Source organism: Hyphomicrobiaceae bacterium (genome assembly GCA_041397645.1).
In the GTDB taxonomy this organism is placed as follows: domain Bacteria; phylum Pseudomonadota; class Alphaproteobacteria; order Rhizobiales; family Hyphomicrobiaceae; genus Hyphomicrobium_B.
Window position 1 is genome coordinate 85,346 of record JAWKWE010000005.1, and the last position, 26,306, is coordinate 111,651.

Consider the following 26,306-nt stretch of genomic DNA (forward strand, 5'->3'; position numbering starts at 1 on the left):
CTGACATCGGAATAATCTCCAAGCTCAATTCTGTGGCTGCCGTCTAACAGCGCGCCGTTTTATGGCTTGTAATTACTCATTCCAGGCCCAGTGAACAAGCATGGTCGCAAGTGTTGTCCGGACGATTTCGATCGAGAGTAAGCTATTGCGCCGCTTCTTGCGGCTGAAGCACGAGAGCCCCGGAGACTTTGCCGGAACGCAAGCGATCGAGGGCGATGTTTGCTTGCTCCAGCGGCATCGCTTCGACGTGCATCTTGATCGGAGTATGGGCCGCGATATTCAGGAAGTCGATTGCGTCCTGCCGCGTCAGGTTGGCGACCGACTGCACGCGCCGTTCGCCCCACAGAATGGAATAGGGCATTGCCGGAATTTCGCTCATGTGAATCCCGCCCAGCACGACGGTCCCACCCTTTTCGGTTGCTCTTAGCGCAAGCGGCACAAGGTGACCGACTGCGGCGAAGATGATCGCGGCTTCGAGCGGCTCCGGCGGCATCTCGTCCGAGCCGCCGGCCCAACGCACGCCAAGGGCGCGCGCGAATGCTTGCGCCGTCAGATCTCCAGGGCGCGTGAAAGCGTAGATCTCTCGTCCCTGATGAATGGCAACCTGGGCGATGATGTGGGCGGCGGCCCCGAAGCCGTAAATCCCGATTCGTTTCGCTTCGCCTGCGAACTTGAGCGAGCGATAGCCGATGAGACCCGCGCACAACAGCGGTGCGGCTTCGATATCTGACAACGGTGTCGTGAGCGGAAAACAATATCGCGCGTCCGCGATTGTATATTGCGCATAGCCGCCATCGAGCGTGTAGCCGGTAAACTGGGCGTGGTCGCAAAGGTTCTCGCGATGGCTCATGCAGAAGTGGCAGCTTCGACAGGTGCTGCCAAGCCAGGGAATTCCGACACGTTGCCCCTTCGAAGGGCTATCGACGCCTGGTCCTAATCCTTCCACGTAACCGACGATCTCGTGTCCTGGTATTACGGGGAGCTTCGGATTTTCGAGTTCGCCGTCAATAAGATGGAGGTCGGTCCGGCAGACCCCGCATGCGGAGACCTTTACTAGAACTTGTCCCTCTTGTGGTACGGGACGGGGCTGGTTGAGAAGCTGCAGCGGTAGGCCGGGCCGTTCGAATACCATTGCTATCATGCGCGACCCTTGACTTGAGAGTTTGAGCCCGGACAATTCCAGTAGCTATTTGTAAGCCCGTTCACGTTGATCTGAAAACCGGCATAGGATGCTTGGTGAGGACCACAATTTAGCTTGGGTCGATGGGGCTCTTGCGCGGTCTGCAAGGCTTATGTGATCCTGGGTATTGTTTGTATTGATTGCCTGAGACCGCATGGTTTGGTTGCCAAAAGAGGTCTGGTCGGGTCGCAAGCTTGACGGCTTTGCGCCGGGTTTTGCCGCCGACGCGGCGCTCCGTCTTTTTTGTACGCCGATCCTTTCGCAGTGGCGTCATCCCGATCAACGCGTGCTTGCCGAGCGCGCACGCTATTATCTGCGCAATGCCATTTCGAAACGCGTCGCGACGCCTGTCGGTGACGTCGCGACATATCGATTGAACCCGGACGGAGAGTCGCGGGGCAGCATCCTGCTCGTGCATGGCTGGACGAGCGAAGCCTCTTTCATGACCGCGCTTGCCGAAGCGATCCGCAGAGCAGGCTTCACAGCTCTTCTTGTCGACCTTCCCGCGCACGGACTGAGCGCGGGACGGAACACTAATTTGATGCAATGCGCAGCCTCGATCGTCGCGATTGGTGATGCGCTCGGACCGTTCGACGCGATCGTGTCGCATTCATTCGGCAGCATGACAGCACTCGTAGCTTTGGAAGGTGCGCCGCCGATGCCAGGGGTCTTGAAGCGTATCAAGGGGCTCGTTCTGATCGCAAGCCCCGACAAACTGAGCGACATCACGCGCAGTTTTGCGGACCATTGGCGGCTGTCGGCAACGGGGCTGCGCGGTCTGGAACAGCGGCTTGAACGTATAGGCCGTCGGCCGATTAGCCGTTTTGCGGTGTCGCGGCTTTTGACGGTCTGCGATCTGCCGGTGCTGCTCGTCCACGCGCGCGACGACGCGGATGTGCCGTTCAGCACGTCTGAGAATATCGCTTCGCAGTATGCGCGAGCGGAATTGGCGCCCTACGACGGGCTGGGTCATCGCAACGTGTTGTTTGCCTCGCAGGTCGCTCGAAGAGTGGTGGCTTATCTGCGCAATCTCTAGGAGGGCTGTTGTTCGCCAGATCGCAAGGGTGGCTGCTGGATCGTGTTGGAGGATGAGGGATGCGAAAAGCGATGCTTGCCTGTGTGTCGCTCGCGTTGGCGCTCGTGGTGCCGATACTGGCGGTGGCTCAGGTTGAACCGACCAAAGGCTCCCAGGCCCCCAGGTTATCGGTCGAAACACGCCGTTCGGATACAAGCATAACTCTAAGCCAAGTGGGATCGGCCGTTCTTGTCGACATCAAATGCCCGTCAGGCATCGACCGAGGCACGCTCACGCGCAGGGAAGCGCACTGGCCGGAGGAGATCCGTGTGCGGCTTCATCTGTCTGGGCTTGAGTCCTTCAGCGTAGGTAATGGCTTGATGGAGATGAATTGGTTTGTCTCCAACAGTGCCGAGCATCGGACGACGCAGTCGGTCAAAACAAAAGATGGCACGACGAAATTGAAATCCGGCGATCGGCAATGGTCGCAGGTGATGGTCAAACAGAGGTCTGAAAAAGGATCTGCTGCGGTAGACTACCTCGACATCGTGCTGCCGAAGACGCTTGTTGAAACAAATCCCGAGAGCCTGTCGCTCGCGTGGGTCGATTTCTACCGCTGAAGGAAGAGCGGATAGCTGCGCAACTTCCGCAGCCATCCGCAAAATTCAAAGTAGAGCCTTACTGCTCTTGCAGTTTGAGACCGGCAACGCCGACGGCGAGATTGACGCCAGTCTGGCCTTGGACGCTCAGCGGCTGAAGAACGACGGACTTGTTGTTGCCGCCAACCAGGACTTTGGCGCCAGCGCCAAGACCGAGCGATGCATCAGCCGCTGCGCCAACGAAGTTTCCACGAAGCGCTTCACCTGGAAGCGAAGTCGTCGAGCCGAGCACGGTCCAGATCATCACGCTTTTGCCGGTGACACCAATGTCGAGACCGATATTCGTGATCGTTCCCTTGAGCTTTCGTGCCGGGCCGTTGCCGGCAGGGTTATAGGTACAATCCAAGGTCTCCTTGGAACCTAAGATAAGTCCGACTTTGCCCTTGCCTTTGCACGTCAAAGTTCCAGCTTTGACCTTGGCTGTCTCAGCAGAAATAGAAGGCGTTGCCAGGGCCGCAACAAGCAGTGCAGAAGCGATCAGCGGGAACTTGGCAGGCATGCGCGGCAGGAAGCCAAAGCGACTTGGGCTACTCATAAGGTTTCAGTCCTCTAGAAATGTCTTCTGAAATTCGAAAAAGCGCAAAATGCTACCCGAGCATTGCTGCGACTTTTTTTTTTAGTCTGCGGACGGCTCTCGCCGGGGCTTTGATCCGAAGCAAGTCTTAGCCCGAAGCGATTGCAAATGCCATCCGGCGATCATTACGCCGCAGGTACAAATGCTTGTCAGCCCCAATCTCGAAACGGCTTTTTCGCCAAGGATGCGTTGAAATATTGGGGATCGTCAGTGACTTCACGACCGACCCAAGCCGGTTTGGCAAACTTTTGTTGAGGATCGTTTAGCTCGATCTCGGCAATGACGAGACCGATATTGTCGCCGGTGAATTCATCTATCTCCCAGAGATTACCTTCGTGAGAAATGCGATAGCGGCGTTTTTCGACGATGCTGCCCGTGCGCAGCTCCAGAATTTCGCGCGCTTCATCCGCCGGAATTGCGTAATCGAACTCGGCGCGTGATATTCCCGCCTGTGCTGACTTTATCGTCAGATATGCGGGGCCCGCTTCGTCAATACGCACTCGCACGCTCGCACGTCCGTCATTGTGAATGTAAGCTTGGCGTAGGATCGAGGCCGGGCTGGCGCATTGGCGCCAATCATCACCAAGTACCAGGAATTTGCGTTCGATCTCCAGTCCCATGGCCTACTCCCGTTTATGCCGTTCCACATCGTTTGCCCTGCCCGTTGATATGGGCCGCGAACTTGACAGAGAGCCGATTGAATGGCGTGCCGTGTTGTCCCAGCTCGACGGATAAGGATGCCAGTGCGCTAGTTCGTTGTGGCCACTACTGGGGCGGTGCTTCGGGTAGATCCGTATGGGGCGGAAGGGAATCGCCATCGCAGACCGGCCTGGGCGATTTTGCCAGATATACGGCATATCGCGCGCCCTGGAGCGTTCCGTCATCGCGTGTGATATTTGCGAGGTGCCTCGCGTCTGCGAAACAAGACTCCACGAGGCGCTCATCGGCTCGCCGTTCCAGTTCGACATAAAGCGTGGGGCTTCTATAGGTCTTATCGGAGAGGCGAGGCAGGTGAGCATGACGGATGCGGTCGTTGAGCTGAGCAACAGGAACTGCGCCACGAAATGCGAACGCAAGTTGTGCCGTTGTGGCATAGCTCGAAGTTGAAATCCATTGGGCGTTGCTGCCCGACGCAAGATGCCTGAGCGAGGCGGTGAACACCGGCCATCCGCGCATTTGACCGCTTGGATCCTTTCGCAGGGAGACGAGAGGCACAACGGCATGCACGTAGATCGCTGCAGTTGAAAAAAGGCCGACAAAAATTGCCGTCCAAGCGGTGGCTCTGCGAAACCGCTGAGAGATGCGGGATAGCCCAAGTGCGGCGCAGATTGCGAACTCGGGATAGAGCGGTGCCATCCAGTTAGCCTGCACGCGTGCATGAAGGGTGTGTGCCGTGAAATAAATAAGCAGCGGGGCGATTGCTGCAACAAGCAGGACATCCGCGCTGTCGCGCTGACGGATGGCGCGCATACACGTATCCACCAATCCGATGAGCGACAGCAAGGCAATTAGCGGACTGGCAAGCGCGAAGTATCCACCCCACATCTCGATGGGATGGAAAAATCCCATTTCTCTGCCCGATCCGACGCGGCCGAATTGTTTGGCGAATGAAGCCCAATCGTGCTGCCAGTTCCAGATCAGCACGGGGGCGGAGATTGCCAATGCGATTGCGCCGCCAATCCACAACTGCGGCGACCATAGCCACCGGCGGTTCTGTGGCACCGCGAGAACCCAAATCAGGATCGTGGCACCGGCAAAGAGGTTTGTGTATTTGGATAGAAGCCCGCCGCCAGCAAGCGCGCCGATCACCAGCCAAATGTTTGCGTTGTCAGTGCGCTTCAACTCCGCGAGCGCCAGGATGAGAAGTGTGTAGAACGCCACAGAAGGCACGTCTGGCGTTATAATGACGCCGCCCACGCCCAGCAGCGGCATGGCGAGAAAAAACCAGCTGGCGCAAATGGCGACGTTGCGATTGTAAAGTAGGGTCGCCGTGCGCCAGACGACGAGCACGCCAAGCGCTAATAGGAAAGGTGCGAGCAGACGAACTCCGAGCGCGGTGTCGCCAGCGATCGCGCGTCCTAACGCAATCAGCCACGCCACCATCGGTGGATGGTCGAGATAAGACAGCGACGGCGCGAGCGACCATAGACGATAGTAGGCTTCGTCCTCCGTCAGATGTAGCGTCGCGGCAAGTGCAAGATGCACACCCACCAAGGCCATGACGCACCAGATCAAAATCCGGTGGGTGTGACTGCACGGATCGGATGGGAAGGGCGTGTTTGAGAGCGTCAAGACTAAGCCCGCACTGCGCGCCAGGTCACAACCGATGTCATGGCATAGTTGAATACCGCTGCCATTAACGCGCCAGCGACGCCCGCCAGCAACCAGTCGGGATCTTGGGCGTAAATCAATTTGGCAACGCCGACGTTGGCAAGCGTCCCGACGCTACATACCACAATGAAGGAGAGGAAACCTTTTAGGGCTTGAAGTCCGCGTAATCTACGGTCGGCGTAGGTGAGCACGTTGTTGAGAAGGAAGTTCGACGACATCGCCACGTAGGAGGCGCCAAGCTGCGCATAGTCGAAAGGAAGGTGCGCTGCCGAAAGGAGAGCTTTCAAGGCGAGAACGTGAACGCCAAGACCGCTTGCGCCAACGAGAGCAAACATCAAAAAACGGGGTGAGACCGTATCCCGCGTCGCCTTGGAAACGACAAGCGCGGCGAAATCGGCCACGACCAACTCGTTGAGCTTGGAGTCGCCGGCTAGACGCGGGCGGAAAGTGTAGGGAATTTCCGTAATTCGCAAGCTGCGTGGAGTTGAGGCCAGAATATCGAGCAGAATCTTGAATCCGCCGTTGGAAAGTTTGGGAGCGACTTCCTCAAACAAGTCGCGGCGAAGCATGAAGAAGCCGCTCATCGGATCGCTGATTTCAGTCTTCAAAACAAGCTTGGAAAGCCAAGTCGCGGCTTTGCTTCCCCACAGACGCAGCGAGTTGAAGCCGCCTGCTGTGGACCCGCCCGCTTCGTAGCGAGTCGCCACCGCAACATCGGCTCCAGACTTCAGGGCCTGCAACATGCAAGAAAGCAGCGCTTCGTCATGCTGGAGATCACAATCCATGACGGCGACATAAGGGGCGGACGTTGAAAGAACGCCTTCGCTCACCGCGCCGGCCAATCCACGCCGGCCAATTCTGCGGATTGCACGGATGCGCGGATCTTCGTGCGCCAGTTTGCGCGCGACTTCGACCGTTCCGTCTGGGCTATCGTCGTCTACGAAAATGACTTCGTAGGAAATGCCTGCGAGCGCGGGCGACAGCGCGGCCAGCAGCAGCGAGACGTTTTCGGCCTCGCAAAAAGTCGGAACGACAACAGCAAGCTCGGGTGCAGGAAACGCCGTTGGCCGAAGAGCGGCTGTACTCGGAGTTCTTTGGCGTATGGGTAGCGCGATCTGAAGCGTCATGCAGAGCCTTCAGCTTTTCGCTCCAGTACACCCGGGTGGATTGTTTCAAAGAAGCTGTAGGTGAGGGCTGCGGTCAACGCCATGGCTATCCCGGCGAAGACTACGTCAGACAAGAAGTGCCCGCCCTGTGCCATTCGAATGAGGCCAGCAAGCGCACCGGCTGAAATTCCCATGCCAAGCAGGGGGAACCAGTAGCCCGTGAAAATGAATGCCGCGGCGAAAAAGATGATGTACATCGAGGAGGCTTCTCCCGCGACGAACGAGCAATTTCTGTGGCATTCGCGCGAAGGCATAAGCGCGGGCGTGAAGTTTTTTGTGCCCCCGAACTCTACGATTTCGCGCGGTCGCGCGCGTCCCCATTCGTCCTTGAGGGCAAGATTGGTCACGACGCCGGGTCCAACCGCAAGGCACGTCACCAGGAACAAATGTTGCGCGCTGCTAAGTCCGCGAAGCTTGCGGCCTTCTTTATGCGTGTAGACAAATCCGGCGAGGGCCGCCATGCACGAAAGCACATAGATCAGCTTGAAAATGTCGCGCAACGCTTCGATGAGGGGAGTGTTTCCAACAAAGGAAAGATCGGAGCGATAGAAGGCTTGAGCGACTGAAATGTCGATCGACGGCAGGAACGTAAAAAGGGCACCTGCGCAGCAAAGGGCGAGACACGCCCAATAGCGAAGTTTGTGCGCCAGCTGTCCGGCTGTCAAAACTCTATCCGTCACTGGAACGCCCCCGCTCGTGTAGTTTGGAGCGTCACCTTCCTTGCTGCTGCTTACCAGCGCATTACGGATATCCGCAAACTCGTTGCTTGCCATGGCCCGTCCCCCGTCGATGGCTGTAAGGGAAATTGGCCCAGCTTCATGACGTCGGCGCGTCGCTTTTTTTGCAGATTTATGAAACGCGGGTTGCGTCAGCTTCAAACTTCGAGCACGAGCTTTCCGAAATTGCCGCTGGTGAAGAGCAGATTGAGAACGTCGGGATAAGCGTCGATGCCACCGGACCGCACGTCTTCGCGTAATTTGATCTTACCGGCCTTGAGCCATGTGCCAAGCGCTTGCATCGCCACCGGGATTCTCTCTGCCCAATCGAATATGATGAGACCGCGCATGGTGAGCCGTTGCGTCAGTATTACACGGATATTCTTAGGCCCATCGGGAAGCTTGGTTGCTGTGTAAGCGGATATCAAGCCGCATACAGGAATGCGGCCAAAGGTATTCATTTGCAGCAACACGGTATCGAGAATTTCACCGCCAACATTCTCGAAATAGACGTCGATACCTTCGGGAGCAGCGGCTTTGAGGTCTTTTGCGAGCGCGCCGCCTTTGTAATCGACGCAGGCATCGAACCCCAATTCCTCCACGACGTATTTGCACTTTTCCGGCCCACCGGCGATGCCGACCGCGCGACATCCTTTCAGTTTGGCAATCTGGCCGACGAGAGATCCAACTGCACCCGAGGCCGCCGATACGACGACAGTTTCGCCTGCCTTGGGCTGACCCACTTCGAGCAGGCCAAAATATGCCGTCCATCCCGGCATGCCGAGGCCACCGATCCATGTTTGGAGGGGAGCCAGGGAGGTATCGACTTTTATGACACCCTTGCCATCGCTGATGGCGTATTGCTGTACGCCAAGCAGACCTTGGACGGCGTCGCCGATCTTGAAGTTCGGATTGTTCGAGGCGTCCACGATACCGGCGGCGTAAGCGCGCATAACGGCCCCGAGCTGAACAGGAGCGACATAGCTTTTGCCTTCGTTCATCCAGCCGCGCATCGCTGGATCGAGCGAGATGTAAGAAACCTTTACTCTGAACTGATTTGGTCCGGGCTCTGACAGAGGCTCATCGACGAACTCGAAGCAATCGCGTGCAACCAAGCCAGGTGGCGGACGCTTGACGAGCTTGCAGATCCGGTTCGTTGCCATGGCAATTTCCTTCTCAATGGGCGCAGCGGTGCCACGGGCGCGTCGAGCAGTTCACCAAAGCCCGAGGTCCTCCCACTTGTCTGCGGGAATTTCAGAACCCACTTCATAATCGAAGGTTGTTGCCTTCAACAGATCCTTCGTCACCTCGCAGGTGAAGCTGAGAGCAAACCAGCGCTCTTTGGAGCGTACCGCGGCGCCTTTCGCGGTCAGGACTTCGCCGTTGAGCTGGGCTGGTGAAAGGATGCTGCTTTTCATGCGATCTGCCCTGGGCAGGCGCTTGTCACGTCGCATGCGTTCCAGCCCCTTCACGATGCAGGCTTGGCGTGCGCGTTCCTCCGGAGGCAGCTTCATCAGCGAGTCGCTAAGCGCATCGGCGCTGCTGTGGGAGGAATTGAGGCTGAGAGACAGTATGACGAGGCAGGCGAGTGCGAAGGAAGATAGGCGCATGGGGCATTCCAGGTTGACGCAGGTCCGGTCGAGAGACCGGCCAATGTCTAATGAGCAAAAAAGCGGCACCAGCACGGCGGACGATAATTGAGTCGGCCTGAGAGCCGATCCACGTGCTTGTATAGGTACACACAATGCCCGTTCGACAGGATGAGCGCGATCAAGGTGCGCGATCACAACCTATTGGTACAGTGAGCACATCCCAATTGGGCGGGGTTTGCGTGCGCGCCTGAGTATAACGCACGCGCGAAGGAGCTGAGCTTTTGTTCGCGCTCTTTAAGAAGCGGTTCGCCTACGGTACAAGAGTTGATGCAACCTGGGGATGCCCGGTTTGCGCCAATATGGCTGTTTAGCCTGTGGTTGAAATCGGGGTTGTTTGGCTCGGAACCGCCAAACGAATCGGCCATGCTTGAGCGTGATCGCAAGTGGTCACGAAGCGAGGGTGGGCGATTTGCAAACGTACGCGGATATGGACCCGGTTCTAGGTCCGATCATTAGGAGGATTATGGGGGCGAGGGACCTCCATGGTTTGATTGCCCTAGGCGTGGCCGCAGCTCTGGCCAGCGCAGCTTTAGTGCGCGTGCTCGACGACCACGGTTTTATTTCTTCCGCCTCATCGCCGGCGGCGCCAGCCGCCGTTGCTGTCTCCATCATCGCCAAAACCTCGATCACGACCGTAACCGGTTCGTTGCCAGACACAGATGAAGATCTGTTGCAGGTTTCGTATCAGCCTGCCGACCGGTTCGATTATGTCCAGCACAAGGAATTGCTCTGGCAGGGATTGACTGGCGACGATCAAGCCGGACAGGACATTGCCGGCCTGGAAGAGGGCCTCGAAGGAGAGACGTCGGAATCTGAGAACCCGGATTTCTGGTCCACCCAGACAAAAACGGCGCCTGCTTCGAAGGATCTCGACGCTGCTCAGGTTGCGCGCTTGGCGCCGACGCCCAACGAACATCTCCCGTGGCATCATTCTGCGGCGCGGACGACGGAACCCACGACCACGTATACGCTTCAGCAGCGCCTCGGCGAGATCTCACCCGCTGCCAAACAACGGCTAACGGAAAAGTTCGCCGCGGCGAAAGTTGCGTGGCCTCCTTCTGAAATTGCACTCGTCGCGGTCAAGGACGAAAAGAGCATTGAGATGTTCTCGCGCTCGGGTGGCGGCGAGTGGGCCTTCGTGAATCGCTACAAGGTTCTCGCTGCGAGTGGAAACAGCGGACCCAAGCTCAAGCGCGGCGACAAGCAGGTGCCGGAGGGAATCTACAATATTTCGTTCCTTAATCCGAACAGCCGCTATCATGTCTCGATGCGGGTCAGTTATCCCAATGCGTTCGACCGCAAAATGGCTTCGCTCGATGGGCGCAAGGACCTCGGCGGCGACATCATGATTCATGGCAAGAACGTCTCGGTCGGCTGCCTCGCGATTGGCGATGAGGCCGCCGAAGAGCTGTTCGTACTGGCATCGGAAGTCGGTTTGTCGAAGATAAAGGTCATCATCGCGCCAACGGATCTGCGCGATCATCAGGTCGCCGAACATGCGGCCGACGAACCTTCCTGGCTGCCCAAGCTCTACGCTGAGATCAAATTGGCGATGGAACCATTCAAGGCGCCACCTAAGAGCACAGGTCTGTTGTCGTTCTTCGGGAACTGATTGCGCCTAGGCGCACGTCGGGCTAAGGCCTAAACCAGCGGGAAATGGCTGGTTGAAAATCTCTCGCCCGTTTTGGTGACGATCAACGCTTCGACGCCTTCCAGTCTGGCAGTAAGCGCGAGGCTCTTTTCCGGTCCCATCACCATCATCGCGGTTGCCAGTCCGTCGGCCATCGCTCCGGACGGCGCCAGCACACTAACCGACGACGTGCGCGGCGGCGAACGCAGCGTGGCGGGGTCGATGATATGATGTTGTGAGTAATCTGCGCTCCACACCGTTGCGTAGTCGCCCGACGTCGCCAGGATTCCGGAGGCGGGTCGCGATAGCCCTAAGAAATTCCCCGGCGAGCGCGGATCGGCAATCGCCGCTGTCCAGGGATCCTTGCCGTCGCGCTTTCCGGTGATGCCAATCTCGCCGGTGTCGACAAAAGCGTTTTCTATCCCAGCAGCGCGGAGCGCACCGAGGCATCGTTCTGTCGCGTAGCCTTGCGCGATGCCATTCAGCGTTAGCGCCATTCCGGGCTTGCCCAGGCGCACGCGGGCGCCATCGATTTCTATATGCTGCCAGCCTATCAGTCGGCGGACTGCTGCTAATTCGTCGTCGAAAGGCGTGCGCCCTTCAGAGAACGCCTTGGCGTATATGGCCCAAAGCGGCTGGACGGTCGGGTCGAACGCGCCATCGGTCAGTTGAGCGATATGACGAGCGTGCGTAAGCATGTTCAGCAACGCTTCTGGTGCATCGTCGATTTCGCCGTTGGCGTTGAGACGGCTCAGAGCACTTTGCGGTCTGAACAGGCTTGCCGCGTGCTCGATGGCGACAACCTCGTTCCAGGCAGCATTGAGCGCAGATTCCAGGACGCCTGAATCTTTATGGGCAGCCTTGAGCACGACCTTGGTGCCAAACGCAATGCCGTCGCGTTGCGCGTTCTTGAGGTTCGATATGCCGGGCGCAAACACGCCGTTGGCCGCTGCACCGCTTGCTATCAGCGCACCGCCAAGCAGACCGCCAGAAATCAGCACCTGTCGGCGCGACCGAACGGAAGGCAACTTCGTCATACGACGCTCTCCTGCTTGCGAATATGTCGGACCGGGACACGCGCGGCCTGATCTTTGAGCCCGGCCGGAACAGTCATCGTGCGGCCTCTAGCGGCGAGAACCTGTGGTACGCAGGTTTTGGCGTCGTTATAGATAGCGACACAATCCAAACACTGGAAACACTCGTCGTAACGCACTTGTCCCGATGGCTGGATGCTGCCGTAGCGGCAGCGCTTAGCGCACAACTGACACGGCGTACCGCACTCGGTACGGCGCGCGATCCAATCGAGAGCGCGCACGCGCCCGAGCAGGGCCAGTGCTGCACCGAGCGGACAGACATACAAACAGTAACCTTTGAAGACGAAGGCGCTCAGCGCGAGAAGTCCGAGCGCATAGAGAACATAGGGAAGTGCGCGGTCAAAGCCCAACGTTATCGCTGTCTTGAAGGGCTCCGCCTCGGCGAGCTTTTCAGCAAGTGGGGTCGACACGAAAGCCATGCCGATTATCGCAGCCAGCACGACATACTTTACGAGCCTTAACTTGCGATCGATCGAGGCTGGTATTGAGATCTGACGCACGCCGAGCGCACGCGCGGCATTACCCACGAGCTCCTGGAAGGCGCCGAACGGGCACAGCCAGCCGCAGAATGTGCCGCGACCGAACAGCGCCAGCGTTATCAGTACGAAGCTCCATAACAACAGCGACACCGGATCGAAGAGCAGGAACCCGAAGTCACCTTTCTCCTTGGCCGCGTTGATGACGGCAAGAATATTATGAATGGAGAGCTGACCTTGCGCCCACCAGCCGATCCCGGCCAACGTGACGGCCAGGAACGCCATTCGGAAAAGCCCGAACGCGCGTGCATTGGTCGTCAGCCGGCGCATATTCGAAAGGGCAAGCGTCAGCAAAATTATAGCGCATGCAGCAAGCGCGATCTTGAAGCGTTGCTCCTTCCAGACGGCGCGCCATCCCTCAAGTGCGATCTCGGGGGCGGAAAAGAACTCTTTCGGGGCGTTTAGCGTCGTGGAGAAGTCTTTGGTTTCACGTCGTGGGTAGATCTCGGTATTCTGTCGTGTGACCCGCATGGAAAGTTGCCAGGGGCGCGCTGGTGCGAACCCGGTTTCGGGGATTACCTTCAGCATTGTCCAGGTCATCCCAGAAGGAAGCGCATCAGAGGCAACGACATCGGCGGAGGCTGCATCGCTGATGTTGATGGGAAGCTGGTCCTGAGTGATGGAAATGAAAGCGGGTATCGCTGTTGCCCGCTGCTCAGCGCCGCGAAAACCGTAGTGGCCACGGCTCGCGACCAGGATTGCGTGGTCTCCAGGTGCGAGCGTGCTCATCAAATGCTCGTAGGCTGCCTTGCCCAGCAGTCCTCGTCCGATAGCAGGAATATTGAGATAGGCTGCCCACACTTCGGTGGCTTCCGCTTTAGGCTGGGCTCCCGCGATCTCGTCAGAATCCTTCGGGAACGCTGGTCCGAAGGACTTTTCAATGTCAGAAGTGTTGAACGTGTTTTTGACCAAGTAACCCTTCGCAACCAGCGTTGCCGGATCGAGGGTTTCTCCGTCATCGGGTTTGAGAACGAGGGGGGCTGCGGAATCGGCCGTGCTCATCCCGAGTTTCGCGCGGGCAACCTTGAGCGCAGCCGAAAGCACAGACTCGTTCATGATGCGCACCGATACGGTCGCGCGTGAAATGCCATCGATCGTGACGGTGCCGGGGATCGCTTGTCCGGCGGTGTGCGCCGGCGCTAGCTTGATGTTCTGCTTTACCGAAAGCCCGCGATATTGCTTGGCGAAGTCAACGAGAGAATCTTCACCCACCCCGTGTTGGAAGATCGGCTCCTTATGGGAGATCACATTGACGCCGAGAAAGCTTCCATCCGGCGCGATCGCAATCAGCAGATTTGGAGGCGTCCCTGCGTATCCCGCGATAGGGGCGAGATCGATTGCTTCAAAGACGTAGCCCAGAAGCTCATCAGACGCAGGGATCGCGTGGCGAAACAGCGGCCAAATGGGAAGATCAGGGTCACGCTCGCCGATCAGATAGGGCTCAGGATAGAACTTAGCGATCTGATCGCGGGTCAGTTCGCCCGCACTCAGCGCGAAAGTCTGCGTGAACACCGCAGCGATAACGAAAGGTGCCAGCAAGAAGGCCGTTCGCACGACCTCCAGCCATCGGAAATGCTCGCGTCGACATTCGGAACGGGCATCGAGTTGCCGTCCAATCTTCATCACAGATCCCTTGTCGTGTGTGGAAGCCCCGTTTTGCTTCGCGCCGTAGACAACGCACAGCCATAGGAACTGGTGTGGCCCATCGAACCCGGCCTGTCTATCAGACTTCCGGCTTTCTGATGCTAAGTCCCGCTGAACAATTATTGTAATTACGGCTGTGTAAGACGCGCAAACAGGGTTGTGGGTCGCTGCGTTGCACAATAGATCTATCAGCATGGACATCGTTAAGCAGGTTGCCGCTCTACCAGTTCGGACCTCCCAAGAGGGTGCCGTTGAGGTGCTGTTGGTGACGTCTCGTGAAACTAGGCGATGGGTTCTGCCGAAGGGCTGGCCCTCCAAGCGGCTGAAGGACAAGGACGCAGCCGCTCGCGAAGCCAAGCAGGAAGCGGGGGCGACAGGCAAGATTGCGTCCAAACCGATCGGCACCTACCGCTATCGCAAAGTCGAAGGCGCCACGTGGCGGCTCGTTGAGGTCAGCGTTTACGTCTTAAAGGTAAAAAACGAACTCAAGCGCTGGCGCGAGCAGGAGCAGAGGGAGCGCCAATGGTTCCCCGCGTCTGTGGCCGCCCGACGTGTGCGCGAACCCAAACTTCGGTTGCTTCTGAAGAGTCTGACAGGAGAGCCTGCGACAACGCTGCGGGCCAAGTGATTGCCTGCCGCGAAATAGGCGCTTGTCCACAAGCCGACCAAACTGAACACCTGCTGCCAATTCCGCAAGATGTCTTGTGCTCATTTTGGCCTTATGAGGCAGCGTCTTTTCGCTGGCCGAATTGTGGCCATTTGGGGATTAACAAGCACAAAATCCGCCTAAAAACGGACATTTAGCGACTAGGAGACTCGTCGTTCCATGCTAAAGATTCTGCGCGGGGTTGATATTGCTTGGGAGAGGTTGTCGCGGGGGATTTATGCGACGGCGTGGGGGCATGCGAATTACGGTTGCGCGCGGCGCGAGCTTTAGGGCTCGTGGCAGGTGGCGCGCGTCCTATGCCGTTCTGGTTGCGGCAGGCCTTTTCGTATGCGCGGACATTGCTGCATTTCGTGTGATCTCACCCTTGCTTGTCTCTCCAGCACGTGCAGGAGACGACGATGACCGGCGAGAGCGTCTTCAGCGGCTGCGCGAAGCTATGGAAGAGCGTCGCCAGCGTGCTGAGGACCGCCGTCAACGCGCAATGGAACGTCAGGCGCAGCGGGACGAACGTGCCAAGGCGGCAGCGGAACGCGCTCAGGCAGCGGCCGAACGGGCACAGGCGGCCGCAGATCGCAGCGCGCAACAGCGATCAGACGACAGTTCATCGCGGCAGGTGCAGTCGAAAGACGATAATTCGTCACGCGAGGATACGCGCCAAGATACGTCTTCGTCTTCCAACAGTAAAAAGGACGATGACAAAAAGGACGATGACAAAAAAGACGGCGACGACAAAGCCGACAAAAGCGATGACAAGGATGGGCGCAGCTCTCCAGCCAGGGCAATCGCTGACGTCGATGACGATAGCGAACCAGCGACTCTCGTGGAGTGGTTTGACAGGCTGACGAAGCCGAAGAACGCCGGCGGGCATCGCAATCCGGATAGGGAAGCAAAGCCCGCGCCGGCGAAGTCTTGGGCGACAACGACCTCTTCCATCAAGAAGGGAGCGAAGAACAGCGCCGACGATGTCAAACCGGCTCAGGCCGTCGCTGAACCTGCGAGCAAAAGCCAGTCTGAGAAAGTCGCGGCCGCGCCCGCGCAAAAGGCGGCTTCGAAAGCTAAGAGCGTTACACAGGTCGGCTCGGCGCCCGATGGAGCCCCTCGGCGCGGAATGGTCGATTTCGAGTTACTTCAAATGGGTGCGTTCAAGCAGCACGAGATCATGGCTTCTGGACTTGATCAGCAGGCTTCGGAACGCGCACGCGCACTAGGCTTTCAGACCACGGCTCGGATCTTTGCGCCCGGCGACTCCGCGCCCGTTCAGCGCCTCGTTCTTCCCAAGGGCATGAGCGAGAAGGCAGCTGTTGCATTGCTGGAGAAGGAAATTCCGGCGGGACACTTCGGCCCTAATCATATCTACCGAATTAAGCCTGCTGCCGACGCGCAAGGCCGAAGCTATCGGGTAAACGTTGGGGCCAAGAAACCTGAGGGTGAGGATGACTGCGTCGGCGACAAATGCTTTGCGCGTGAACTGATCCATTGGAAGAGAGAGCTCAAGACCTGCGCGCGAAGCGTGCGTGTCGGCATCATCGACACTTCATTTGACACCGCGCATCCAGCCTTCGCTGGCAGGAATATGGCATCGGCAAGTTTCCGTGGCGGTTCCAGCACGGCAGCCAGTGGCGATTGGCACGGAACAGCCGTCCTTTCGGTTCTTGCAGGTTCCAGTGAAAGCGAAACACCTGGGCTTGTTCCCGATGCGGAGTTCCTGTTAGCCAGTACATTCGGGTCTGACAGTGATGGACAGATTTCTGCCGACGCCGTCTCAGTGTTGCGGGCTCTCGCATGGCTCGACTCTCGCAACGTCGATCTGGTCAATATGAGCTTCTCCGGACCGGCCAATCCTCAGATTGAAACTGCGATCGCGGCGATGTCTGCTAAGGGCGTCATTTTCGTCGCCGCAGCAGGCAACCGCGGAGCCAACGGGCCGCCCAGCTATCCGGCCGCCTATCCTCAGGTGATCGCCGTTACCGCCATCAGCAAGGATATGCGCAGCTATCGACACGCGAACCGCGGCGACTACGTCGACGTGGCTGCCCCCGGCGTCAATATCTGGACGGCATTGCCCAATGCCCGCGAAGGTTATCGCACCGGCACGTCGTTTGCCGCGCCGTTCGTGACCGGGCTGTTGGCTGCGATGCCTGCGGCACGCAAGAACACGCGCACGAAAGAGGACGTGCTTTCGCGCATTTCGATGCAAGACCTGGGACCTCCGGGACGAGACCCAACCTATGGCGAAGGTCTGCCCCTTGCACCGGCGAGCTGCAATGAGATCGGCGGGGTGGCAAGTCTTCCTTGGACAGATGAAGCCCGCCGCATGGCTGTCGGAGCTTCCAGCAACGAGCTCTCAAGCTTCGAGCCGGCCGCTCTACCCGATACGTCGGGGGCTGCGATGTCTGCATTCGGGTTTTCGCAATAGACATTGCTGGTCGGCTGTAGGCCGCCGATTGACAGCTTCACTCAGTCTAGCCCTCTTCATCCCTAGAGAAGCGCCGCATTCTTTAGAGAAGGGCCGCGTGTGCGGAACCTATGCACGTTCAGCGCTACAAAAAGGAAAGCCCACCGCGCAGCCAGTTCCGGAAAGCGGGGTGCCGGACTGACGAGCGCGATGGGCCTCATGCCTCTCAGCGAACGCGTGTGCGCCGCCAGGAGATTGACCGGCATTTGCGATTGCTCGTTGCGGGTCGAGCGTTCTCGCTAATGACAGCCAATGTATGCTGGGTACGACGGACATGGTTCCCAAAACTGCGATCAAATAAACAAGCCGTGTGGACCGAAAACGCTTATTCCAAGCACGAGGAGCGCCGCTTCAGCGGCAAGCGTGGCTAATAAATTATGTCCGCCGCCGCGACGTTCCCCAGCCTATGGCTTCCCCTTGTCGTTCCACCCATCTGCAATCAATTTTGCTTCGTCTTTGCCTGAGAGCGCATCGCCTTGGATGCTGCGATCGATAGCACCCTCAAGGGCTGCGAATTCCGGAGCACCGGCCGGTGTGAATTCGCCCTCAGAAGATTTCTCACTGGCGTTGCTTTCTGAACTCGCGCTCTTGGCAGCGAGATCGACGGGCTCGGCAGCATGGAACGCGACGCTCCAACGCCCATCTGGAGTCCGGCATGCGTAACCAGCATATGCCGCTTTCGCAGCCCGTGTGAGGGTATACTGGCGGCAGATCCGGTCGTCTTCATCGCGGAACGTCAAAACTGGCGTCACCTTCACAAGGCCCTGCTCGTAGGGATTGTTGGAAGGGATAGTGTCGAGCGCGGTACGCAGCGCGCCGCTTGCGAAAACGGTATCGCCGTCGAGCGCGACCACGCCATCCGAGCCAAGTCCTTGCGGGCTGGTTGCCGGAAGAGAGGCATGTCCGGCGAGCCAGCCCGCTCCCGCGATTACAGCAACAGTTGCGGCCAACGCGGCTGCACTGGCAAAGTTTGGAAATTCGGGCAGCAACAGATCGCGGATGCGATCCATCAGGGAAGGGCCTAAAGCGCGCGATCCGATCTGGCCTTCGCGGCTCTGGCTCGTTTGCGATGCCTGCGTTCCCACCGGCGTGCTCAGCACGGTGCCGATCAGCCGGTCGGGAACGGGCGAGGTGAGGGCCTCGCAAAACATCCCAGCAAGCACGTCGCGCGTCACGACGTAGGGTGACAATCGCGCCTGTTCAGCCGGATTAGCTTCGAGGATGGCTGCGACCCGCTGCATCTCTGCTTCATCGAGCGCACCGTCGGCATAGGCCATCAGCAATTCGTCAGGAAGTCTTTCCAAGGCGCGCTCCCGAGTTTGCGGCGGCCAAGGCCGGATTTGTTTCCATCAAGGCGTTGGCAATCGCCTGACGCGCACGAGACAGCCTGCTCATCACTGTGCCGATCGGCAGCTGCAAGGTCTCAGCGGCCTCCTTGTAGGAAAGCCCGTCGATGCACACGAGCGCGACGAGAACCTGCTGATCGCGCGGCAGGCGGTCCATCTCCTTGAAAACCGATGCCAAGGTCAGCCGGTTCTCAACAACCGTACGGCCGTCGCTTCCTGAAATTTCGGCGATGTCTTCCAGGTCAGCGCGCTCACCGCGCACCTTGGCTGCACGTTTTGAATCGAACCAGATGTTCTGTGCGATCCTGTACATCCAACTGTCCAATCTCGTACCCGGCTGCCACTGATCCGCTCGCGCCAGCGCGCGCTCGCACGTGTCCTGCACCAGGTCGTCGGCCTGTTCCAAATTCCTCGTGAGCGCGTACGCAAACCTGCGTAAGCGGGGCAGAAATTCGATCATTTGGGATCGAATGTTCTCCGTCACGAGCTTTCCTTTTCTCAAGTCGGGATGAGAACGCGCTGGCGCGTACTTTATTCCGCCACATTTCAAAAGTGGCTACGAGCGCAGTTATGTTGCTCAAATAGCACGAATACGCCGGATTGCCATGCAACCCGCCGTACAGGCCCTCTCCTAGGACAATACGCCAAGTTTAAGCGGCTGCGTTGAGGCGGTCAAAGCCGCGGGCAAGATCAGCTTTCAGATCTTCAAGATCGTCAAGCCCGATATGGATGCGCAGGGCCGGACCTTCGGCTTTCCACTTGGTCGCGGTGCGGTAGGAGCGCGGATCAAAGGGAAGGATCAGGCTTTCATATCCGCCCCAGGAATAGCCCATGCCGAACAGCTCAAGGTCGTCGACAAAGGCTGCCAGCGCTTTCTGCGATGCGGGTTTTAGAACGAAACTGAATAAGCCCGAGGCGCCCGTATAGTCGCGCTTCCACAATTGATGACCTGCGTCCGTTTCTAGTCCGGGATGCAATACGCGCGCGACTTCCGCACGCCCGGCAAGCCAATGGGCCATATCGAGCCCTGCCTGCATATGATGGCGCAAGCGCAGATCAAGCGTACGCAGACCGCGAAGAGCCAGATATGCTTCCTCCGATCCAATGCTGAGGCCGAGATCTTCCTTGGCTTGTTCGAGTTCCTTGGCGACGCGCGCATTACCCGTTGCGACGCCAAGATTACCGTCGGCATGTCCGACGATGTATTTCGTTGCGGCTTCGATGCTCACGTCGGCGCCAAGCGCAAGTGGCTTGCAATACAGTGGCGTCGCCCAAGTGTTGTCGACCAACACGTACAGTCCGCGCGCGTGCGCGGCTTCTGCGATCGCAGGGAGATCCTGCATTTCGAATGTTTGAGAGCCTGGGCTTTCAACAAAGACCAGCCGCGTCTTGTCGGTGAAAAGATCCTTGATGTGCGCGCCAATCGCAGGATCGTAGTAGATCGTTTTTACACCTAGACGTTTCAGCATACTGTCACAGAAGGCGCGGGTCGGCTGATAAACCGTGTCTACCATCAGTATTTCATCGCCCGACCTCACAAAGGCCAGCAGCGCCGCGGCCACGGCGGTGAGGCCGCTGGGGGCAAGAAACGTGAAAGTGCCGCCCGTCAGAGCATTGAAAGCGTCTTCCAGTGCTTTTGTAGTAGGCGTTGCGCGCCGCCCGTAGGTGTAAGGTTGGGTGCGGGATTTCAGCGCCTCCAACGTAGGAAAGAGGACGGTGGACCCCCGGAACACGGGGGTATTCACAAAGCCGTATTGAGCGGAGGGATTGCGTCCCAAATGGACGACGTCGGTGGCGGCATTTCGTCCTCGCCCCGTCGGGTCGTTCTTTTTGCTCATGGGTCCTCGCGAGCCGGCTTGGAAAATCGCCCTGTGACGCATCTTGACGCTCTGGTCAAGGCTTGACCTTCCAGCCTCGCTGGAGAACTGTGCTGGCGTTCAAATGGGCACCCGTCCCCTTCGTGGCGCATTTCGCCCGGGAGGTCGCGTGTTGGCACACCAGGTATGCTGCGCCGGGCCGGCTTGGTGATGCCCGGAGAAGCTTGGAAGTTATGGCGATTGCAAGAACGTTGAAGTGTTGGCTGTGCGCCGTTGTCATAGTAGGCGGTAGCCTTGCTCTCGGTTTGCGAACCGCAGACGCAGCAACCTCGACGACGCTCGACGCGGTGAAAGCGCGCGGGTACATCAATTGCGGTGTGGGAGAGAACTCTCCAGGCTTTTCGCAAGTCGACTCCCGCGGTCGCTGGAGCGGGCTCGAAGTTGAGTTCTGCTCCGCCCTCGCTGCAGCTGTCTTCGGCAACAAATCGAGTGTGAAGTTTCGCGCTCTGCAGACATCCGATCGCTTCAAGGCTCTGCAGGAGGGCGAAGTAGATGTGATGCTGCGCGGGACGTCGTGGACGCTGTCGCGCGATTCAGACCTCGGCGCACATTTCACTGCCGTTCTGTTCTACGACGGCCAGGGCTTTCTGGTGCCCCGCAGCCATGCGGTGTCCAGCGTTCTGGAATTGTCTGGTGCATCGATCTGCGTGCTTCCTGGCGGCGCTGGCGAGCGTGCCGTTGCTGAATTCTTCACCCGCACCAAGATGCGCTATCAGCTCATCACTTCACCGCGTTGGGAAGATCTTGTGCAGGCCTATGTCTCGGGCGGCTGCACGGTACTAACCGGAGACGTCTCGCTGCTGGCCCATGAGCGTAGCAAGCTGGCCTCGCCCGACGATCATAGCCTTCTGCCGGAAGAGATCAGCAAGGAGCCGATTGGACCCTATGTGCGCGCAGGCGACGAGGCATGGTTCACTATCGTGCGCTGGACTGTAATGGCTCTCATTGCAGGCGAAGAAATGGGACTGACCTCATCCAATGTTTCCAGCATGGAGAGTTCCAGTTTCGTGGACGTACGCCGCTTTCTTGGGCAGGAGGCAAACCTGGGTCAACCGCTAGGACTGGCGCGAGATTGGGCAGAGCAGGTTGTGCGCCAGGTTGGCAACTATTCGGAGATCTTCGAGAGAACATTCGGCAAGGCAACGCCATTGCGCCTTGAGCGGGGCCTCAACAATTTGTGGATGAAGGGCGGATTAATGTACGCGGCTCCGTTCCGATGAGGGAAGCTCTCTTGCGAGTCTAAGGAACGCTCGAATCGCGGCCGCGCGTTGGAGGAGGCCCAGTTTATCCGTGTTTGATGTCGCATCGCCCGAGCAGTTGCTTCGTTATACAATTCTTGCTCTGCCAGCTCTGGGACTCCTCGTGCTCCTATTTCTGCTCCAGTCCAGATACCAGCAGCGCCACGATGCGCAGGAGCAGGAATCTACCAGTTCTCCTGAAATTCCACCTCGCGATCAGTACGGCATAGTTTCCACACAGGCATTGGCTCCGGGCGCGACCACGGGCGCTTCGTCAGGTCTGCAGGTGTACGCCGGTGAGACGGTTGCGGAGCTTGAGGAGCGGCTTGCGGTGGCAGAGCGCGGTGGTGAGCCACTGCTGGTCGCGACGACCTACCTGGCACTGGGACGCGCGCACATGGCCAACGGCGAGGAAACAGAGGGTTTGAACGCTCTGCGCTCTGCTGCGGGCCTCGCCGCGCTACACAAGGCGGCTGAGCTTCATGCCGAATGCCGTCTGGATCTTGCCGAGGCTGCCTACGCAGCGGGCGATCCAACCAGTGCGTGCGAGCACTGGCAGATGGCGCGGATGGCCTTTCTCGATGCAGATATGCGCTCCGAAGGCGACAAGATAGATCGCCGGATGCGCGCCAACGGTTGTCCCACCGATTGGATTCTTACTGACTTTTGAATTCGATCTGCGGAAGCGGCGCTTCGGAAGCTTGCGTTGCGCCGTTGGGATCGCCACTTTGCGTCACGACCTCCACGCTCACCATCTCGCCGTCCTTGACAGTGAACTCGCGCTGGTAGACGCGCCCGCCCGATTTCGCCAGCACCTTGTAGTCCCCCGGTGCGAGCACGTGCGTCGGCAATGCGCCCACGCTCTCTTTGACGTTTTCACCGCTTAACGTCTGGATCGTCCAGTGTGTGTCGGGCAGGGCTTCGCCACCGGGATGGTTCACCAGTTTGAATGCCGCCTTGGCAGCTTGATGGATGACGGCTGCTTCCGTCAACTTTCCGGCTTCAACCGTGACATCCGCTTCGACCTTGGCGTTGGCGTCGCCATAAGTCGAGACGATGTGATAGATGCCTGCGTTGAGGCGAATGATGAGGCCCGGCTTGGCGTTGCTCATGACTTCGCCGCGGTTCCCGATCTGGTCGCGATCGTCTGAAATAATGGCGTAGGTGACGCTGCCTTCTGGCGCGGGCTTGCCGGAGACACTGGCATTAACACGCAGGCCGCCCGCGTTGAGCACGAACTTCTCGGTCGTGGAACTTCCTGCTTTGACGGAAATCTTGCGGGTCAGGTTGGCACGGCCGAACGCAGCATTGATCGTATAGTCGCCCGGTTGCAGTTTGAGCTGCGGTGTCGCCTCTCGCTTTTCAGTGATCAGCTTGGCCTTTGTGTGGGTCGCAGTTTGGAATACGCGCCACACGACGCCCTCGTCGATCTGTTGACCATCTGCGGTCAGGAGAGCGACAAGGCGTACGTCGCCGTTGCCTGTATTGGCGGAGTCCGAATTGCGCTCGATAACCGTCGTGTTGGCGGGTTTTGCTGCGGGCGCCTTGGATTTTGGCTTGGCCGGAACGGTCTTTTTGACATCGACGCCGGTCGACCAATTGTCGTCCTGAGCCAGAATGATGACGTCACTTCTCGGGCCTGCATTAGCTTGATTGCCAAACGCGGCCAGAGTCGATAGCGCCGACACAGACAGCAGAAAGAAATGCATGCTTGCGCGCGCGCATAAATTGCGCATCAGCCGTATTGGCGCGAACGACGTGCGTTGCCACGAGCCGGCGCGTTCCAGACGTTGGGCGCTATCGATGGTCTTACGCATCAGCTGCCCCCAAGCTCAATCGTTCTTTTCTCGCCAGCCGCGATATCGAACGCCGCTTCCAGCGCACTTTCGCGTGTTTCGAGGCGAACGCTATAGCGGCCTGGATTTAACAACACGGTCGGCGCTCCAGATGTTCCATGCCAGATCGCGCGTCCCGTTGCATCGCGGACTTCCCAGAACGTATCGAAGCCCGCAGTCGCGATCGATGGTGCGCGCAGCGTGGCCTCGCCGGCCTCGACGTTGACGACGATGTTGGCGGGCTTTCCTGCTTCGATTGTGATGTCTTGTTGTGCGCTGGCTGCATTGTGCTCCAAAATTGCCCACACGCGGTAGTGACCCGCATTAAACAGCCCTTCGAATGTCGGTTCATTGATGTGGGCTATCTCGTGGGCATCTTTTCCGAGAGTTTCGATGCGGTAGGCGAACTGCGTTCCGGCAGGTGCGGGGCCGCCGAAAACCTGCGCTGATAATTTGAGCGTAGCCGCAGGCAGCACGAGGCTCTTGTTGAGATCATCGCCCGCGCTCAACGCGATACGCTCGCGAAACTCCGCGTATCCCGAGCGTGCGACGACGTAGTACGTGCCAGCAGGCAGGGTGAAGCTTGGATTAGGCGCGCGCGAGCGGCGAACTTCGCGGCGTCCATCTGGGCTATCAGGGTCGTCTTCCAGAATCGAGAAGCTGATGTCCTGAATGGGAGCGCCGTTGGCCTGGGTCATGGCCAACAAAGACAGACGGCCAGACTTCATGTCGATAGCCATCGTGGTCTCTTGGCCTTCTGACAGCGCAACTTCCTCATCCTTGCTGATCTGCTGATCGGAGATCGTGACGATGTATTTCGCCGGGGGCACGAGCGCGTCGATCTCATCCAGTCTGCCGATCAAAGCGGTTTCGCCGGTTGCGGCGTCGCGGACGGTCACGAGGGGTGCGCTTTGCGCAGATTTGGTCTTGGCCCCCTTGCTCTTGACGGCAAGCCGCGCCGCCTTCAGCGCAAGCGCGATGGTCGTGGGTGCATGATCCTCGACGTGGGCAGGTGCGCTCGCCTTCATGCCCTCCATCTCAGCCTCAACGATATAATCACCGGGCTTCACATTTTCCGCGATGCCGGGCGCGTTGGTTTCGGCGACGAGTTTGCCGGTGTCCTTTTCGATAACCCGCCAATAGGCCGCGCTTGCCATCGGCTTTCCGCCTTCGGCGAGTGCGAGCGTGGCGCGCAGGGCTGCTTGGGGAAGTTCCGGTGCCGCAGGTGCAGCAACTTCCGGTGTCGCCGACGGTAGCGCGCCACCGCCGAGCGCACGTTGCGCAACCTCGCTGACAGCTGCGGTCAAGGCAACGGGATCTTGCGCATCGAAGAATTCGCCGCCCGTTGCCTTTGCGATGCATTGGAGCGCGCTCTGTGAAGCAGGGGGCACCGCGATAGAGATGATGTCGATGGGTACCCCAGGGACTTGTCTGGCAAACTCGTCAGCGGCAGCACAGGCGTCCTGGCGACAGTTGTCGACACCGTCGTTGACGATCACAACAGATGCCGGACGGTCCTTGCCGACCGCTTCGGCGGCCGTGCGGATGGCCTGCGCAATAGGGCCCTTGCCGCGCGGACTGAGTTTGTCGAGCGCGCCCGTCACGTCTTCGCGCGAGGAGCCGAGCGGGGCGATGACCTCCACGTCCGAGCAGTCGCCACGTCGGCGGTGTCCGAAAGACTCAAGGCCTATTCGTGCCGCATTGGCGCCGGGCGCCACCAAGGGTTTGATGAGGTCGCGTACGACGTCGATCTTGGCCCGCTTTTCATTGGGGGCGTCGAAGCGCGCCCACATTGAGCCCGAGCCATCGATCAGAAACAGAACCGAGCGTTGGCCGTTTGCCGCAGCGGGGGCGGCACCGCTCTCAGGTGGTTGTCCTTGGGCGGGCTGCGGCTCCTGGGCGCAGACGCTTTCCGGGTAAACCCCAACCCAAAGGAACGCGCCCCAAAATAGCAGTGCCAGGACTGATCGCATCGTCATCTGCTCAATTGATCCCCCAAAATGCAGCGCCATTGTAACAGCTTCGCAATTGCGTTAGCGAGGGGGGATGTCACATCCACCGGAAAGACCATGGATCATCCGATTTTGTCATTTCTGGCCAGCCGCCGTTCGGTCAAGCCAGACAAGCTGTTAGCGCCCGGTCCGACGCAGGCGCAACTTGAGCAGATTCTCACAGTCGCAACGCGCGTTCCCGATCACAAGAAATTGGCGCCGTGGCGGTTTATCGCCTTCGAAGGCGATGCGCGGGCCGCGATCGGTGAGGTCTTCGCAAAGGCTTGCGAGACGGAGGAAAAAGAACCGCCAAGCCACGTTCGACTGGACATGGAACGCGCCCGGTTCATGCGTGCGCCCTTCGTGCTGGGTGTAATCTCGCAAATCAAACCGCGCCCCGGCGCCCCAGAGTGGGAGCAGATCCTGTCTGCGGGGGCTTTGTGCTTCAACGTGTGCGTGGCCGCCAACGCGATGGGTTTTGGCACGTCATGGATTACGGAATGGGTTGCTTACAGCCCGATCGTCCGCTCCGCTCTGCAACTCAAAGACAATGAGCGGGTCGCAGGCTTCATCCATATCGGCACGCCCTCCGAAAAGCCCGAAGAGCGCGAGCGGCCGGATGCGATGTCCTTGTTGACACGCTGGAACGGATAACAGCGAACCGCCAACCCGTTAAGGCGACGTTCATCACCTTGGGTGC

General features: G+C 58.9%; 23 protein-coding genes. 8 read left to right on the top strand and 15 right to left on the bottom strand.

What is annotated here, in order from left to right; genetic code table 11:
* Positions 1-142 precede the first annotated feature (142 nt).
* Positions 143-1,141: a zinc-dependent alcohol dehydrogenase family protein gene (locus tag R3D51_14260; protein ID MEZ5900643.1), complete on the bottom strand. Its 999-nt coding sequence runs from the start codon at positions 1,139-1,141 to the stop codon at positions 143-145.
* A gap of 193 nt (positions 1,142-1,334) precedes the next feature.
* On the opposite strand from R3D51_14260, the gene R3D51_14265 reads away from it, so the two are divergent.
* Positions 1,335-2,216, top strand: a complete 882-nt coding sequence (locus R3D51_14265) for an alpha/beta hydrolase (protein ID MEZ5900644.1) — start codon at positions 1,335-1,337, stop codon at positions 2,214-2,216.
* Positions 2,217-2,275: 59 nt separating this feature from the next.
* Complete coding sequence (locus tag R3D51_14270; protein ID MEZ5900645.1) at positions 2,276-2,815, top strand: hypothetical protein; 540 nt, start codon at positions 2,276-2,278, stop codon at positions 2,813-2,815.
* 58 nt (positions 2,816-2,873) lie between these two features.
* Here the strand turns inward: R3D51_14270 and R3D51_14275 are convergent, their stop codons facing one another.
* From R3D51_14275 to R3D51_14305, 7 genes are all read right to left on the bottom strand, one after another.
* Positions 2,874-3,353 carry a DUF992 domain-containing protein gene (locus tag R3D51_14275; GenBank protein ID MEZ5900646.1) on the bottom strand — a complete coding sequence of 160 codons (480 nt, stop codon included), beginning with the start codon at positions 3,351-3,353 and terminating at the stop codon, positions 2,874-2,876.
* A gap of 224 nt (positions 3,354-3,577) precedes the next feature.
* Positions 3,578-4,048 (bottom strand): CYTH domain-containing protein, encoded by a 471-nt coding sequence (locus R3D51_14280; GenBank protein ID MEZ5900647.1) that lies wholly within the window; start codon positions 4,046-4,048, stop codon positions 3,578-3,580.
* A gap of 145 nt (positions 4,049-4,193) precedes the next feature.
* Entirely contained in the window at positions 4,194-5,648 is a 1,455-nt protein-coding gene (locus tag R3D51_14285; GenBank protein ID MEZ5900648.1) for a glycosyltransferase family 39 protein, read from the bottom strand.
* Between the two features lie 74 nt (positions 5,649-5,722).
* Positions 5,723-6,886, bottom strand: coding sequence for a glycosyltransferase family 2 protein (locus tag R3D51_14290; protein MEZ5900649.1), 1,164 nt, complete (start codon positions 6,884-6,886; stop codon positions 5,723-5,725).
* Positions 6,883-7,698 carry a phosphatase PAP2 family protein gene (locus R3D51_14295; protein ID MEZ5900650.1) on the bottom strand — a complete coding sequence of 272 codons (816 nt, stop codon included), beginning with the start codon at positions 7,696-7,698 and terminating at the stop codon, positions 6,883-6,885. The genes R3D51_14290 and R3D51_14295 overlap by 4 nt, the downstream gene beginning before the upstream one ends.
* Positions 7,699-7,799: 101 nt before the next feature.
* The gene (locus R3D51_14300) at positions 7,800-8,804 is read right to left on the bottom strand and encodes an NADP-dependent oxidoreductase (GenBank protein MEZ5900651.1); all 1,005 of its coding nucleotides are present in this window, start codon (positions 8,802-8,804) and stop codon (positions 7,800-7,802) included.
* 51 nt (positions 8,805-8,855) lie between these two features.
* Positions 8,856-9,251: a DUF930 domain-containing protein gene (locus R3D51_14305; GenBank protein ID MEZ5900652.1), complete on the bottom strand. Its 396-nt coding sequence runs from the start codon at positions 9,249-9,251 to the stop codon at positions 8,856-8,858.
* Between the two features lie 505 nt (positions 9,252-9,756).
* Between R3D51_14305 and R3D51_14310 the strand changes: the two genes are divergently transcribed.
* Complete coding sequence (locus R3D51_14310; GenBank protein MEZ5900653.1) at positions 9,757-10,905, top strand: L,D-transpeptidase family protein; 1,149 nt, start codon at positions 9,757-9,759, stop codon at positions 10,903-10,905.
* 29 nt (positions 10,906-10,934) lie between these two features.
* On the opposite strand, the gene R3D51_14315 is transcribed toward R3D51_14310, so the two are convergent.
* Together R3D51_14315 and R3D51_14320 are read right to left on the bottom strand one after the other, a co-directional pair.
* Positions 10,935-11,960: an FAD:protein FMN transferase gene (locus R3D51_14315; protein ID MEZ5900654.1), complete on the bottom strand. Its 1,026-nt coding sequence runs from the start codon at positions 11,958-11,960 to the stop codon at positions 10,935-10,937.
* A complete protein-coding gene (locus R3D51_14320) occupies positions 11,957-14,176 on the bottom strand; it encodes a 4Fe-4S binding protein (protein ID MEZ5900655.1) in 2,220 nt (739 codons plus the stop codon). The genes R3D51_14315 and R3D51_14320 overlap by 4 nt, the downstream gene beginning before the upstream one ends.
* 214 nt (positions 14,177-14,390) lie before the next feature.
* Between R3D51_14320 and R3D51_14325 the strand changes: the two genes are divergently transcribed.
* Positions 14,391-14,825 (top strand): NUDIX hydrolase, encoded by a 435-nt coding sequence (locus tag R3D51_14325; protein MEZ5900656.1) that lies wholly within the window; start codon positions 14,391-14,393, stop codon positions 14,823-14,825.
* Between the two features lie 274 nt (positions 14,826-15,099).
* Positions 15,100-17,280, top strand: coding sequence for a S8 family serine peptidase (locus R3D51_14330; GenBank protein ID MEZ5900657.1), 2,181 nt, complete (start codon positions 15,100-15,102; stop codon positions 17,278-17,280).
* Positions 17,281-17,723: 443 nt separating this feature from the next.
* Here R3D51_14330 and R3D51_14335 read toward each other — a convergent pair whose 3' ends face one another.
* From R3D51_14335 to metC, 3 genes are all read right to left on the bottom strand, one after another.
* Positions 17,724-18,623, bottom strand: a complete 900-nt coding sequence (locus R3D51_14335) for a hypothetical protein (protein ID MEZ5900658.1) — start codon at positions 18,621-18,623, stop codon at positions 17,724-17,726.
* Entirely contained in the window at positions 18,607-19,125 is a 519-nt protein-coding gene (locus R3D51_14340) for an RNA polymerase sigma factor (protein MEZ5900659.1), read from the bottom strand. The genes R3D51_14335 and R3D51_14340 overlap by 17 nt, the downstream gene beginning before the upstream one ends.
* Before the next feature lie 190 nt (positions 19,126-19,315).
* Positions 19,316-20,503: a cystathionine beta-lyase gene (gene metC, locus R3D51_14345; protein MEZ5900660.1), complete on the bottom strand. Its 1,188-nt coding sequence runs from the start codon at positions 20,501-20,503 to the stop codon at positions 19,316-19,318.
* Between the two features lie 212 nt (positions 20,504-20,715).
* On the opposite strand from metC, the gene R3D51_14350 reads away from it, so the two are divergent.
* A complete protein-coding gene (locus R3D51_14350) occupies positions 20,716-21,762 on the top strand; it encodes an amino acid ABC transporter substrate-binding protein (GenBank protein MEZ5900661.1) in 1,047 nt (348 codons plus the stop codon).
* A gap of 70 nt (positions 21,763-21,832) precedes the next feature.
* Positions 21,833-22,450, top strand: coding sequence for a hypothetical protein (locus tag R3D51_14355; GenBank protein ID MEZ5900662.1), 618 nt, complete (start codon positions 21,833-21,835; stop codon positions 22,448-22,450).
* Here the strand turns inward: R3D51_14355 and R3D51_14360 are convergent.
* Entirely contained in the window at positions 22,437-23,597 is a 1,161-nt protein-coding gene (locus R3D51_14360) for a hypothetical protein (protein ID MEZ5900663.1), read from the bottom strand. The two genes, R3D51_14355 and R3D51_14360, sit on opposite strands and share 14 nt — an antisense overlap.
* Positions 23,597-25,594, bottom strand: coding sequence for a VWA domain-containing protein (locus tag R3D51_14365; GenBank protein MEZ5900664.1), 1,998 nt, complete (start codon positions 25,592-25,594; stop codon positions 23,597-23,599). Before R3D51_14365 ends, R3D51_14360 begins: the two co-directional genes overlap by 1 nt.
* A 90-nt stretch (positions 25,595-25,684) precedes the next feature.
* Between R3D51_14365 and R3D51_14370 the strand changes: the two genes are divergently transcribed.
* Positions 25,685-26,260, top strand: coding sequence for a nitroreductase (locus R3D51_14370; GenBank protein ID MEZ5900665.1), 576 nt, complete (start codon positions 25,685-25,687; stop codon positions 26,258-26,260).
* Positions 26,261-26,306 lie beyond the last annotated feature (46 nt).